This window comes from Tessaracoccus sp. OS52, assembly GCF_020687685.1.
Taxonomy (GTDB): Bacteria; Actinomycetota; Actinomycetes; order Propionibacteriales; family Propionibacteriaceae; genus Arachnia.
This window is the reverse complement of sequence record NZ_JAJEWM010000006.1, coordinates 16,627-29,378: the sequence shown is the minus strand read 5'-3', so window position 1 is coordinate 29,378 and position 12,752 is coordinate 16,627. Positions and strand designations below refer to the sequence as shown.

The following is a 12,752-nucleotide window of genomic DNA, read 5'->3' as shown; positions in this document are numbered from 1 at the left end:
CATGCCCAACCGCCTGCCAGACGAGTTCTTCCGGGAACAGGCGTCCCAGGAATCCGTCGACGTCGGGCAGGAGAAGAGCGACGGCGGCACGGAGCAGTCGTCCGAGGCGGTGACGCCGCGCCGGCCGTTCGGCCGCGGGGTGGCACCCCGTCTGGTGGTCGCCGGTGTGCTCGGAGCGCTGCTGCTCGGGTTCGGGATCGGCCGGCTGCTCATGTTGGGGGGTGACGGCTCGCCGCAGGCGACCGGAAGTGGGTCACCGAGCGTCTCGCAGAGCTCTTCCCCCACGTCATCGACGTCCACCGGCCCGACACTGGTCCCCTACGATGGCCCCGTTCGGAACCTGGCGGTCCTGGACGCGCGCGGGGCCTGCCGTCAGGGCCCCACGAACGAGGGTCCGGACCACCTCCTGGACGGAAATCCCAACACCATCTGGCGTTGCGAGGGCTCCGGGGTCGACGAGGAGCTCACCTTCACCCTCGACCCGTCACAGCCCGTCGTGGGTGTGCGGCTAGTCAACGGCAACACCGTGCGAACCGACGCCTACCTCGCCGAGCGCAGGGTCCTTTCCGTCAAGTGGACGTTCTCCGACGGGTCCTGGACGCTCCAGGGCCTGGCGGCCAACGACCGCCTGCCGCAGGAGGTCAGGTTCCCCCCGGTCAAGGCGGACTGGGTGAAGATGACCATCCTCGACGTCACGGTCACAGGTGCCACGGACCCGGCCAGCGACGCCGTGTCCATCAGCGCCCTGGACTTCCTCACGACTGCCTAGGGTCGCCGCTGCAGGCTCAGTCCGGGTTGGCCGTGTCGATCCAGATGGTGATCGGACCGTCGTTGACCGAGGCAACGTCCATGTGCGCACCGAACCGGCCGCGGTGGACCTCGGCGCCCAGCGCCTCCAGTTCTTCGCACAGGAGTTCCACCAGGGGCTCCGCTTCCGCCGCCGACGCTGCCCTGCTCCACGAGGGGACCCCGCCTTTGCGGGTGGACGCGAACAGCGTGAACTGGCTCACCACGAGGATGGGGGCGCCGGTCTGCGCGGCCGAGCGGGCACCGTCGAGGATGCGCAGCTTGTGGATCTTGCCGGCGAGCTTGGCCGGATGCCCGGGGTCCTCGTCGCGCCCCACGCCGGCCAGTACCAGCAGGCCGGGACGGGGCAGTTCGGCGACGACCTCGCCGTCCACGGTCACCGAAGCCTGGGACACCCGGGTGATCACTGCGCGCATGTCTCCTGTCTACACCAGCGTCGCCGAGGGTCCTCACCGAGAGCAGTAGACTCGGGCAGCGTGGGAATCGTGAGCGTCTGGATCCTGATCGCCTTCAGCTGCGCACTGGCGCTGGCCGCGCTGGTCGGGGTGGGCTTCGCGGTTGCCTCGGCGGTTTCTACATGGAGGCGAGAAGATGCAGATTGACATCGAGGTCCCCGAGGGCCTGAACCCCAAGCTGACGGCGCTCGGTTGGTTGGTGGGCCGCTGGGAGGGCACCGGCAACGGCACCGACCACAACGGCGATGCCTTCACCTTCGAACAGCGCATCGACTTCAGCCACAACGGCGGCGACTACCTGCTGTGCGCCTCGCAGACCTTCCTGCTGGGCGAGGACGGCAAGCCCAGCGCACCGTTGGACATGGAGACCAGCTTCTGGCGGCCTGCCCCGGACGCGAGTGTCGAGGTGGTGATGGCCAACGCGAACGGGTGGACCCAGATCTTCGTCGGGAAGATCCAGGTGACCCGCATCGACCTCCAGACAGACGCCGTCGTCCGCACCTCGGGAGCCGAGGTGACCCATTCCGCCGAGCAGCGGCTCTACGGCAAGGTCGAGGGCGACCTCATGTACGCGATCGACCGCGCCACCACCGAGCATGAGCTCCGCCCGCACATGTGGGCCCGGCTGGCGAGGCAGTAGATGGCCGTCCAGGTGGAGGAGGGCGTCGACGCCGGCCTCGTATGGCACTACGGCAACCCCGTCGCGGAGGCACGTGCGATGGCGGATGGTCACGGCGTGGCTGCGCTGGGGAATCGGGACATCATCGAGGTGTCGGGCCCGGACCGGCTGGACTGGCTCCACAACCTGACAACCCAGCACCTCACGTCGCTGCGTGCCGGCGCGGCAACCAGCATGCTGCTCCTGTCACCCACCGGACACATCGAGCACGTCCTCTACGCCGTCGACGACGGGGAGCGCCTGCTCGGCTGGACCGAGCCCGGCAGGGGTGCGGACCTGGTGGCGTTCCTCGACAGGATGCGGTTCATGCTCCGGGTCGAGGTCTCCCTGCGCAAGGATCTGCAGCTGGCCTGGTTCGGTCACCAGGTGGCAGTCGGGGAAGGCGTCGTGGTCCGCGACAGTGAGCTGGGCGGGTCGGAGGTGTTCCTCCCCGCCGGCACCGCGCTCCCGGAGGCCGGGACGCCCGTCGGCACATGGGCCTTCGAGGCCGCGCGGATCGCCGCCGGGGTGCCGAGGATCTTCGTGGACACCGACCACAAGACCATCCCCAATGAAATCGGGCTGCTGGGAACGCACCTGGACAAGGGGTGCTACCGGGGTCAGGAGACCGTGGCCCGCGTCCACACGCTCGGCCGGCCGCCGCGTCGGCTTGTGCAGTTGCACCTGGACGGTTCCCTGCTGGAACTGCCTGCGCCCGGGGCGCAACTGGAACTGGACGGGCGCGCCGTCGGATTCGTCGGCTCCAGCGCCCGCCACCACGAACTCGGCCCCGTGGCCCTTGGGCTGGTCAAGCGCAACGTGCCCGTCGAGGCCACCCTGCTGGCCGACGGCATCCCGGCGGCGCAGGAGATCCTCGTGGACCCCGAGGTGGGGCTGCACGTGCGGCCGGTCCTCCGGTAGCGCTGCCCGGTCATTTCTCCCGCTTGCCAGTAAGGTCGGGTCTCGTGGAGGACCGACAGGTGGTTGCCGTGGAGAAGCGGCGCAATCACACCATCGACGTCGCCCGCGCCACCTCGGTGCTGATCGTCGTGGTCTTCCACGGGTTCGTCTACCAGGGAGCCATCACGCCCGACGGCCTCGTCGTGGACCAGTGGCACCCGCCGCGCTGGATCTTCTGGTTGTCCTGGTTCCTGATGGCCATGCCCGTGTTCTTCGTGTGCGGCGGGTTCTCCCACGCCCTGATCGTGGACAAGATGAGGGCCCGCGGTACTGGTTACGGACACTTCCTGGCCAACCGCGGCCGGCGTCTCACCGGGGGACTCGGCATCTTCGTGACCTTCTTCGCGATCCTCGGCAGTGTCGCGGCCTGGCTGTGGAGCGTCGAGGTGGCGGTGGAGCTGACTTCGGCGCTGATGAAGCTGCTGTGGTTCATCTCCGTCTACCTGGTGCTGGTGCTGTTCGCCCCGCTGCTGGTGCAGTTGCACGACAGGTTCGGAGGTTGGGTCCTGGTGGTGATGATGGCGGCGATCCTCGTCGTGGACCGCAGCATCATCGTCGATAGGGACACTGGCATCGGCCAGCTGAACATGTTCCTGGTCTGGCCGTTGTGCCACCAGCTGGGAATCGCCTACCAGCGGGGCTGGTTCAGGCACGGAAGGGCATGGCGAGCCTGGTTGACGATCATCCTGGCGGCTCTCGGCATCGTCGTCCTGGTCACCCGGTTCGGCTACCCCGAATCCGCCGTGGGGTTCGGGAACATGCCGGTGGCCAACCACATCCCTCCCACGCTCGCCATGGCTCTGCTGGGGTTCGCGCAGGCCGCGGTCCTGGGGCTGGTGGAACGGGCGGGGTGGTTGAGAACGCTGCCCCCGCGCGTGGAGCGGTTCATCGCAAGGCTGAACGCGCTGATGATGACGGTCTACCTGTGGCACGTGCCGTGCCTGCTGATCGGTGGGGGACTGCTGCTGGTCGTGGCCAGGATGGTGCCCGCGCTCTCGGGGATCCTGGTGTCGCAGCCCATGGTGGTGCTGGTGGGAATCGTGCTCGTGCTGGTCATCTGCCCGCTGATCGGTGCCCTCGAGTACAAGCTCATCCCGCAACTCGGCGTCCGCCAGGACCGGGACGTGGCCATCCTCGCGTTCCTGCTTCTCATTGCCGGTTCCATGCTGGTGTGGCAGTTCGGAACCGTTCTGCACCCGGAGGCATTCAATTCAGCCATCGGCGTGATCGCGATGTGGGTGGGCTCTCTCACGATGGCCGAGGCCTCGCGACCACATGGGGTCAGGAAGGACCGCACGGACTCGCTCAAGCAGGGGACGGCAAGGGCCGGACTGCCACCGAAGGGTGAGCCCGGCCCCTGACTGGTGCCCGGTTTCAGGCGAGCGCTGCGAGGGCGGCGTCGTAGTCGGGCTCGGTGCCGATCTCCGGCAGTTGCTCGGTGTACGCCACGCGACCGTCCTCGTCGATCACGACGACGGCCCGCGACAGGAGCCCTTCCATCGGTCCGCTGACCATGGTGACCCCGTAGTCCTCGCCGAGGGTGTTGCGGAAGTCCGAGGCAAGGACGACGTCCTCGATGCCCTCGGCGCCGCAGAAGCGCTTCTGGGCGAAGGGCAAGTCACGTGAGACACACAGGACCGTGGTGCCCTCCAGGCCGGCAGCGCGTTCGTTGAAGGTGCGCACGCTGGTGGCGCAGACGCCGGTGTCCAGACTGGGAAAGATGTTGAGGACGAGCTTCTGTCCGGCGAAGTCGGACTTCCGGACCGGACCGAGATCGATGCCGACGAGTTCGAAGTCCGGGGCCATGGACCCGACCTCGGGCAGCGAGCTGTGGGTGGTCACCGGATTGCCCTTGAGTGTGATTTCTGTCATGTCCTGATCTTTGCCGATGGTGCCAAACAGGTGGGCTGCCGGTCCGCTGATCGGGCAGCCGGTTTGCCCGGCAGTGCCAGAGTTGGTGACATGAACCAGAACCTGCGGGAGTTCATCGACACCCTCCGCGAGGAGGGTTTCACCGTCGGCGACGTGCACGGGGAGGACCAGGTCCTCATCGACCCGATGGGCAACGCCGTAGAGACCTGGCGGGACAAGTACCCCTACGACCACCTCCTGGGCCGAGAGGAGTACGAGGAGGAGAAGCGTGCGCTGCACATCGAGTTGCTGAAATTCCAGTACTCGGCACAGGACCGCGGCACCAAGCACATCATCCTGTTCGAGGGTCGCGACGCAGCGGGAAAGGGAGGCGCCATCAAGCGCTTCACCGAACACCTCAACCCCAGGTGGGCCCGGGTGGTCGCGCTCGACAAGCCCAATGAGCGTGAGCGGGGGCAGTGGTACTTCCAGCGCTACATCCAGCACCTGCCCACCAACGGGGAGATGGTCCTGTTCGACCGCTCCTGGTACAACCGGGCGGTCGTCGAGCCGGTGATGGGGTTCTGCACCGACGACGAGTACCAGAGCTTCATCCGGCAGGCGCCGCTGTTCGAGGAGATGCTGATCGAGTCCGGCATCACGGTCACGAAGTTGTGGTTCTCAGTCACCCAGCGGGAGCAGCGGACGCGGTTCGCGATCCGCCAGATCGACCCGGTCCGACGGTGGAAGCTCTCGCCGATGGACCTGGAGTCGCTGGATCGGTGGGAGGCCTACACCGAGGCCAAGACGGCGATGCTGAAGCACACCGACACCGAGATCGCCCCGTGGTACCGGATCAAGTCCAACGACAAGAAGCGCGCCCGGCTCAACGCCATGCGGCTGTTCCTGGACCTGCATGACTACGACGACAAGGACTCCTCTGTGATCCGGCCGGTGGACCAACTGATAGTCCAGCGGGGCCGCAGGAACCGTGGGCTGGATGCCGATCTCAGTGACGAGGCCTCGGAGGACTGAGGGTCCTTCGGGTCAGGGCAGATTGCCGAGGGCGGTGATGGCGTCGGCGAGCACCCGAAGGTCGTTGTGGTTGACGCGCTGGGAGTTCGCGGAGGGGCTGATCTCCTCCCGCCTGGCCACTTCGGCATTGTCCAGCCCTGCCAGCAACCCGTCCAGACTCCGGCGCGTGCCCTCGCGCAGGCGCGCGGTGCTCGTCTCCACCAGTCGCAGGCAGGCATCTGCCGACGGCGTGGCGACGGCTCGCTCGTCGCGGACAGCCGTGCGCACGAGGCGGTAGCCCGGGTCGCCTGCCTGCTTGGCGACCCAGTCGATGGCCTCCCGCGCCAGCCACCACGCGCTCCCGTCCTGGATGCCGCGGACCTCGTCGACGACGCGGACCTCCCCTCCGCCCAGACCGAAGCGCAGGTCAGCCTGACCGAGGAGTTCGGTGCGCAGGAGCCAACTGGCGGTGAACGCAGCCCCCAGCGACTGGTAGACGCCCTGCAACTCGTCACCCACCGTGACACGCAGTGGATCGAGTGCTGCGACACGTCCGTTCACTGCTTCGATGGCCCGCAGGACCGCAGCGTGGGTGCGGACGCGGTCCGTGAGCCGAGACCCGACCAGATCGGCGAGCAGACCAACGCATTCAGGCATTACCTTCATCTTGCTCATGTGAAGAGCTTACCTTAACTACCGCCAGATGAAGGCCTTTGGGAGGGCTGCGGAAAGGAGTGTCAGGGTGCCGTGTGACAATAGCGACTCAGGACAGAACCCACCGGGAGTGACGTGTTGGACTTCGTGCTCAAAGGACTGATCGTCCTGACCTGCTTCGTCATCGCCGTCCCGCTGGGGACCGCTCCCGTCAGAACCCTGCTGCGACGCATCGCCAGAGTCCAGGCTCCGCCGGACTCGGAGTCGGTTCCGGGCATCGTGGGCGCCCAGAAGGAACTGCCCGGCGGCTACTGGATCGGGCTGCTGGAACGAGCCGCCCTGTTCGCCTCGGTCCTGTCGGGGTTTCCCGCCGGCATCGCCGTCGTGCTGGGCGTCAAGAGCATCGGCCGGTATCCAGAGCTTCGCACCCCCACTGGCAGCAAGGGCGAGCTCTTCATCATCGGCACCTTCGCGAGCATGCTCTGGGCTGCCGCATTCGCGGGTCTTGCGTACGGATTGGTCCGCCTGTGGTGACCGCGCAGCTACCACCGCAGCTCATCGACGGCCTCCTCGAGCGCTGGTCCGAGCCGCATCGCGCCTACCACTCCACAACCCATCTGGTTGCGGGCCTGCAGGCGCTCGACATCCTGGGTGGGCAGCCACTCGAGCGCATCGCCTTCTGGTTCCACGATGCCGTACACACCAACACCACCCCGGCCGACGAGGAGGCCTCGGCCCGGCTCGCGGGGGAACTGCTGGCCACCCACCTGCCCGCTCCGGATGTGCTCGAGGTGCAACGCCTGATCATGCTGACCACCCACCACCAGCCGGACCCAGAGGATCTGCCGGGCGCACGGCTCTGCGACGCGGACCTCAGCGGCATGGGATCGGAATGGGACCAGTACGTGGACAACATCGCAGGCCTGCGCGCCGAGTTCCCGCAACTCACCACTGATCAGTGGGCCGTCGGCCGCAGCAGGTTCCTGGTCCGGTTCATGCAGCGCGACTGGCTCTTCAGCACCTGGCAGGGCAGGCACCTGTGGGAGGACCAGGCGCGCTCAAACATGATCCGGGAGCTCGCCTGCCTCAACTGAGGCTGGAAGGATGGGTGCATGGACCACATCCAGATCCTCAGTGATGCCGCGCGCCGTCCCGTCGAATCCGCCAGGGCCGTTCTCGACGGGATCGGCCAGGAGACACTGCACGCCATGCCCGGAGGCCGGGGCAACTCCGTCGCCTGGCTGATCTGGCACGCGGCGCGTCAGCAGGACGCGCAGCTCGCCCACCTGAAGGGATCGAGGCAGGTCTGGCAGGACGGGGGCTGGGCCACTCGCCTCGGGGTGGGGCGGGGTGATGACGAGATCGGATTCGGTGACGGTGCTGCGGAAGTCGAGCGCCTGCGGATCGCCGACCCAGCAGAACTGCTCGCCTACCTGAGCGACGTCGTCGAAGCTGCCGTGGACTACATCGCCGGACTCACACCGGCTCAGTTGTCGGAAGTGGTGGACACCTCCTGGGACCCGCCCGTGACCCGCGGCGTCCGGATCATCAGCACCATCGACGACGCCGTCGCCCATGTGGCCCAGGCGGCCTACGCGCGCGGAATCGTAGAGGGGTGGCGCGTCGGCTACTGAGGAGCCGACGCCGAGCGCACTCAGCCCTTCCTGGACCGGTTCTGCTTGGCGCGCTCGTTGGCCGAGAGTGTCACCTTCCGGATCCGGACGATGTCCGGGGTGACCTCGAGGCACTCATCGCCCGCGCAGAACTCCAGCGCCTGCTCCATGGAGAGGTTCTTGGCAGGGATCAGTCGTTCCAGTTCGTCGCCGGTGGAGGAGCGCACGTTGGTGAGCTTCTTCTCCTTGGTGGGATTGACGTCCATGTCCTCGGCCCGGGGGTTCTCGCCCACGATCATGCCCTCGTAGACCTCTGCGCCCGGGCCGACGAACATCGTTCCGCGTTCCTGGAGGTTGAACAGGGCATAGGAAGTGACCACGCCGGTGCGGTCGGCCACCAGAGAGCCGGTAGGGCGGCTGCGGAAGTCACCCGCCCACGGCTCGTAGCCCTCGGCGACGTGGTTCATGATGCCTGTGCCGCGGGTCTCGGTCAGGAACTCGGTGCGAAATCCGATCAGGCCGCGCGCCGGGACGATGAACTCGAGCCGCACCCAGCCGGTGCCGTGGTTGACCATCTGCTCCATTCGGCCGCGCCGCAGCCCCATCAGCTGGGTGACCACACCGACGAAGTCTTCCGGGATGTCGATCGTGAGGCGCTCGATGGGCTCGTGGACCTTGCCGTCGATGATCTGCGTGACCACCTGCGGCTTGCCGACGGTGAGTTCGAAGCTCTCGCGGCGCATCATCTCCACCAGGATCGCCAGCTGGAGTTCGCCTCGGCCCTGGACCTCCCAGGTGTCGGGCCGCTCGGTCGTGTTCACGCGGATCGACACATTGCCGACGAGTTCCTGCTCCAGGCGGTTCTTCACGAGCCGGGCCGTCAGGTTCTTGCCGGACTTGCCGGCCAGCGGCGAGGTGTTGATGCCGATCGTCATCGAGATCGACGGCTGGTCCACATGGATGAGGGGGAGCGGCTTGGGGTTCTCGGGATCTGACAGGGTTTCGCCGATCGTGATCTCAGGGATGCCCGCAATGGCGACGATGTCGCCCGGGCCGGCGCTGTCCGCCGGGACGCGGTCCAGAGCGACGGTCCTGAGCAACTCGGTGAGCTTCACGTTCTGGATGGTCCCGTCGGCCCGGCACCAGGCCACCTGCTGACCGCGCCTGAGTTCACCGGCCACCACGCGCAGCAGCGCCAGTCGCCCGAGGTAGGGCGAGGCGTCGAGGTTGGTCACGTGCGCCTGCAGCGTCGCGCCCTCCTCGTAGGCGGGTGCGGGGACGTGGTCCATGATGGTGTCGAACAGCGGCATCAGGTCCGGCGAGTCGGGCATCTCGCCGTCGGCCGGCTGCGTGAGCGAGGCGCGACCCGCCTTCGCCGAGGCGAAGACGATGGGGAAGTCGAGGGCGTCGCCGGCGTCGTCGTCGAGCAGGTCCATGAACAGGTCGTAGGTGGCTTCGACGACGTGGCTGATCCGGGCGTCGGGGCGGTCGACCTTGTTGATCACGACGATGAGGGGCAGCTTCTTGGCCAGCGCCTTGCGGAGCACGAACCGCGTCTGGGGGAGCGGACCCTCGGAGGAGTCGACGAGCAGCACCACGCCGTCGACCATTTCCAGGCCTCGCTCGACCTCACCGCCGAAGTCCGCGTGCCCGGGGGTGTCGATGATGTTGATGGTGACCTCGTGGCCGTCGGGACGCTTGTGCTGCACGGCGGTGTTCTTCGCGAGGATGGTGATCCCCTTCTCGCGTTCGAGATCCATGGAGTCCATGACCCGGTTGTTGACGTCTGACCCCTCCCGGAAGGCACCCGACTGCCAGAGCATGGCATCGACCATGGTGGTCTTGCCGTGGTCGACGTGGGCGACGATCGCGACGTTGCGCAGGTCGTTGCGGATGGGCATGGGGGCTCCTCAGTATGGGCGACGGGAGGAGTTTACGGCACGCAGGCCCGGCTCCCGCACGCGTCAGAGGCCGCGGATCACCGCGGAGGCAGAACGAAGGCCCCGGTCTCGCCCGGATTGACCGCAATCTCCCACCGGAAACCGTCCGGGTCGGCGAAGTAGCCGGAGTAGCCTCCCCATTCCCGCTGCTGCGCACTGTTGACGCGGGCCCCAAGCGCGGCTGCCTCCCTGAGGACCGCGTCCACCTCTTCGCGCGTGGCGACGTTGTGGCTGAGGGTGATGGGCGCCAGCCCCGGGGCGGGAGCTTCTCCCAGCTCGGCGGCGAAGCCGGCGACCGACCACAAGGACAGGATCAGGCGTTCGGCCACGGGGAGCATGATGACCTCGCCGGCGTCAAGGATCGGTTGCCAGCCCAGCCCCTCGACGTAGAAGGCCCGGCTGACGTCGACGTCGGCCACGGCCAGCGTGATGAAGCTCACTCGCTGTTCCATCCGACCGACCTCCGCTGCTACTGGCCCTCGGGTACGGACCCGGCCGCCCCGGACAGGATCGAGTAGGCCGTTTCGGAGGAGTCGCGCAGGAACTGGGCGCAGCGGGCTTCCTCGTCGTTCTCGCCCAGACGACCCGCGGCGACCCCGAGCGCGTGGACCGCCCTCAGGAACCCCCGGTTCGGTTCGTGCTCCCACGGAATCTGGCCGGCTCCCTTCCAGCCGTTGCGACGCAACTGGTCCAGTCCGCGGTGGTAACCCGTCCGTGCGTAGGCGTAGGCGGCGACGGTGGACCCCAGGTCATCGGAGCGCAGGCAGGTCTCGGCCAGCAGCGCCCAACAGAGGGAGGATGCGGGGTGACGCCCCACGACCTCCAGGAAGTGATCGCGGCCGGACTCCTCGATGTCGAGCAGGGCCGGGTCGTCCGGCAGGTGGACCACCACGTCGGATGCCATCAGGTTGGGGTGCGTCTCCATGGGGCCAGCGTAGTCCCGTTGCCGGACACGGGGACAGGCGCGCCGGGTCAGTGAGCGCCAATCCTCTGTCGCATCCACTCTCGCAAAAGGATCAGTACGGGAAAACGCAGTCCCGCAAGTCCTTTTTCGCGGTTTCACTCTTTCGTGGGCGGGTGGCTATCCGCCTCCGATATCGGTTTGCGCGCAAGAGCGGGGAACGGCCGAATTGGGCCCGCCCTCCGGAATGCCTTTTCCGGGGACGGGCCCAATTGTACGGCCATGGTCGGGGGTCCGGTTCAGTAGGCGCCGGCAGATCCAATGACCGCACGCGCGGTCTTGACCAGGATCATCAAGTCCTGGACCACAGACCAGTTGTCCACGTAGTACAGGTCCAGGCGGACGGTGTCCTCCCACGAGAGGCGCGAGCGCCCCGAGACCTGCCACAGGCCGGTGAGGCCCGGCCTCACCTGCAGGCGGCGTCGGGTGTCGGTGTCGTACTGCTCCACCTCACGCGGCAGCGCAGGGCGGGGCCCGACGAGGCTCATGTCCCCGCGCAGCGCGTTCCACAGCTGCGGCAACTCGTCGAGCGAGAACCTGCGGATGAACTTGCCCACCTTGGTGATCCGCGGGTCGTCGGCCATCTTGAACAGCACCCCGGCGCCCTCGTTCTTGTCCCGCAGTGCGGCCAGCCGGGCCTCTGCGTCGACGCACATGCTGCGGAACTTCAGGCAGTTGAACTCCTCGCCCTTCAAACCGACGCGCCGCTGCCGGAAGATGACCGGGCCACCGTCCTCGAGCTTGACCGCTATGGCCGTGGCCAGGAGGACCGGAGCGAACAGCAGCAGGAGCACCGAGGACGCGAGGACGTCCGAAGCCCTCTTGAACCACCGCAGTGACCTGGTGGCGGTGGGACGCGCCACGTCCACCAGTGGCAGACCTGCGACGGGGCGGAAAACGAGCCGTTCCGCGCTGACGTCGGCCATTGTCGGCGCGACGATCATCTGGACCTGCGACTCCTCCAGCTTCCACGCGAGACGGCGGAAGTCGCTGGGGCTGTCGAAGGACCCCTCTGCGAAGATCACGACCGAAACGTTGCGCGAGGCGATGACGTCCACCAGGTCCTCGATCTGCCCGAGCACAGGAAGCCCGGTGGCGGTTGCCTGGAGGCGCTGGCGCGTGACCGCGCCGACCATCTTGTAGCCCATCCAGCGTTCGCGGTTGAGGACCATGGCGACCTCGTCGACGTGGTGGTCCGAGCCCGCCACGATGACAGGTGTCTGGAACAACTCCATGGCGTGCAGGCGGTGCATCACCCGGCGACGCAGGTAGCGCGCAACGCACAGACCGAGGACGCCTACGCCGATCCAGACCACGAACATCGTTCGCGGGTAGGAGTAGTTCAGCAGGAAGCACATCACTCCGAACACGCCTGCGGCCCACGCTGTCGCGTTGATGGCTCGCTTGTACTCCACGGAGCCCGCGCGCAGGTGCCGCAGAGAGTAGGTGCCCGTCAGTGCGAGCGCGATCAGCCAGCCGACCGAGAGGCCGACGGTGACGAGCACGAGCTCGGGTGTGTAGTGGATCAGGTCGCGGGCCAGGCCCCAGGCGACTGCTGCAGTGAAGCCGACGGTGATCATCAGCAGGTCGACCGCCAGCAGGACCGACCGTTGGGTGCGCGCAGCAAGCACCCAACGCAATTTCCGCGTGGCAGTGGTGGTGGTTGGCTGCAACATGGGCAGCGCATGATTAAGCGTCCGAATGACGGCCATGATTTATCCCCCGATTGATCATGTCCCCGAATTGCCCGGCCTCCGTTGGACGGGCGCCGTGTGTTTCGTTGGAGACCCCAGTATTGCCCTCAGGATTTCTTTCCGCAAGCCCTTCCGATGAGTTCGG

At 67.3% G+C, this 12,752-nt stretch carries 16 protein-coding genes; 9 read left to right on the top strand and 7 right to left on the bottom strand.

The genetic code is table 11. From position 1 onward, the window contains the following. The first annotated feature begins 1 nt into the window (after window position 1). The gene (locus LKO27_RS14595) at window positions 2–769 is read left to right on the top strand and encodes a discoidin domain-containing protein (RefSeq protein WP_227738252.1); all 768 of its coding nucleotides are present in this window, start codon (window positions 2–4) and stop codon (window positions 767–769) included. A 16-nt stretch (window positions 770–785) separates the two neighbouring features. Here the strand turns inward: LKO27_RS14595 and dtd are convergent, their stop codons facing one another. Further along, a complete protein-coding gene (gene dtd, locus LKO27_RS14590; RefSeq protein ID WP_227738251.1) occupies window positions 786–1,223 on the bottom strand; it encodes a D-aminoacyl-tRNA deacylase in 438 nt (145 codons plus the stop codon). 60 nt (window positions 1,224–1,283) lie between these two features. Between dtd and LKO27_RS15375 the strand changes: the two genes are divergently transcribed. The 4 genes from LKO27_RS15375 to LKO27_RS14575 are packed head-to-tail and all read left to right on the top strand — an operon-like array spanning window position 1,284 to window position 4,241. Next, window positions 1,284–1,409: a hypothetical protein gene (locus tag LKO27_RS15375; protein ID WP_255622817.1), complete on the top strand. Its 126-nt coding sequence runs from the start codon at window positions 1,284–1,286 to the stop codon at window positions 1,407–1,409. After that, the gene (locus LKO27_RS14585; RefSeq protein ID WP_227738250.1) at window positions 1,399–1,902 is read left to right on the top strand and encodes an FABP family protein; all 504 of its coding nucleotides are present in this window, start codon (window positions 1,399–1,401) and stop codon (window positions 1,900–1,902) included. Before LKO27_RS15375 ends, LKO27_RS14585 begins: the two co-directional genes overlap by 11 nt. Then, a complete protein-coding gene (locus LKO27_RS14580; RefSeq protein ID WP_227738249.1) occupies window positions 1,903–2,841 on the top strand; it encodes a folate-binding protein YgfZ in 939 nt (312 codons plus the stop codon). 44 nt (window positions 2,842–2,885) lie between these two features. Beyond that, window positions 2,886–4,241 (top strand): acyltransferase, encoded by a 1,356-nt coding sequence (locus LKO27_RS14575; RefSeq protein WP_227738248.1) that lies wholly within the window; start codon window positions 2,886–2,888, stop codon window positions 4,239–4,241. Window positions 4,242–4,254: 13 nt separating this feature from the next. On the opposite strand, the gene tpx is transcribed toward LKO27_RS14575, so the two are convergent. Beyond that, window positions 4,255–4,752 (bottom strand): thiol peroxidase, encoded by a 498-nt coding sequence (gene tpx / locus LKO27_RS14570; protein ID WP_227738247.1) that lies wholly within the window; start codon window positions 4,750–4,752, stop codon window positions 4,255–4,257. 90 nt (window positions 4,753–4,842) lie between these two features. On the opposite strand from tpx, the gene ppk2 reads away from it, so the two are divergent. Next, a complete protein-coding gene (ppk2, locus tag LKO27_RS14565; protein ID WP_227738246.1) occupies window positions 4,843–5,766 on the top strand; it encodes a polyphosphate kinase 2 in 924 nt (307 codons plus the stop codon). Between the two features lie 12 nt (window positions 5,767–5,778). On the opposite strand, the gene LKO27_RS14560 is transcribed toward ppk2, so the two are convergent. Continuing rightward, window positions 5,779–6,420, bottom strand: a complete 642-nt coding sequence (locus LKO27_RS14560) for a SatD family protein (protein ID WP_227738245.1) — start codon at window positions 6,418–6,420, stop codon at window positions 5,779–5,781. Between the two features lie 114 nt (window positions 6,421–6,534). Between LKO27_RS14560 and LKO27_RS14555 the strand changes: the two genes are divergently transcribed. From LKO27_RS14555 to LKO27_RS14545, 3 genes are read left to right on the top strand one after another with little or no spacing between them, the layout of a single operon-like run. Beyond that, a complete protein-coding gene (locus LKO27_RS14555) occupies window positions 6,535–6,933 on the top strand; it encodes a hypothetical protein (protein ID WP_227738244.1) in 399 nt (132 codons plus the stop codon). Beyond that, window positions 6,930–7,493 (top strand): metal-dependent phosphohydrolase, encoded by a 564-nt coding sequence (locus tag LKO27_RS14550; RefSeq protein ID WP_227738243.1) that lies wholly within the window; start codon window positions 6,930–6,932, stop codon window positions 7,491–7,493. The genes LKO27_RS14555 and LKO27_RS14550 overlap by 4 nt, the downstream gene beginning before the upstream one ends. A gap of 18 nt (window positions 7,494–7,511) precedes the next feature. Then, window positions 7,512–8,033 (top strand): DinB family protein, encoded by a 522-nt coding sequence (locus LKO27_RS14545; protein WP_227738242.1) that lies wholly within the window; start codon window positions 7,512–7,514, stop codon window positions 8,031–8,033. 20 nt (window positions 8,034–8,053) lie between these two features. Here LKO27_RS14545 and typA read toward each other — a convergent pair whose 3' ends face one another. The 4 genes from typA to LKO27_RS14525 form a co-directional block, all read right to left on the bottom strand. Continuing rightward, on the bottom strand, window positions 8,054–9,913 hold the full coding sequence (gene typA / locus LKO27_RS14540; RefSeq protein WP_227738241.1) for a translational GTPase TypA: 1,860 nt from the start codon (window positions 9,911–9,913) through the stop codon (window positions 8,054–8,056). A gap of 77 nt (window positions 9,914–9,990) precedes the next feature. Continuing rightward, the gene (locus LKO27_RS14535; RefSeq protein ID WP_227738240.1) at window positions 9,991–10,392 is read right to left on the bottom strand and encodes a VOC family protein; all 402 of its coding nucleotides are present in this window, start codon (window positions 10,390–10,392) and stop codon (window positions 9,991–9,993) included. Between the two features lie 29 nt (window positions 10,393–10,421). Beyond that, complete coding sequence (locus tag LKO27_RS14530) at window positions 10,422–10,877, bottom strand: DUF3151 domain-containing protein (protein ID WP_227738239.1); 456 nt, start codon at window positions 10,875–10,877, stop codon at window positions 10,422–10,424. 275 nt (window positions 10,878–11,152) lie between these two features. Continuing rightward, entirely contained in the window at window positions 11,153–12,544 is a 1,392-nt protein-coding gene (locus LKO27_RS14525; protein WP_227738238.1) for a sugar transferase, read from the bottom strand. Window positions 12,545–12,752 lie beyond the last annotated feature (208 nt).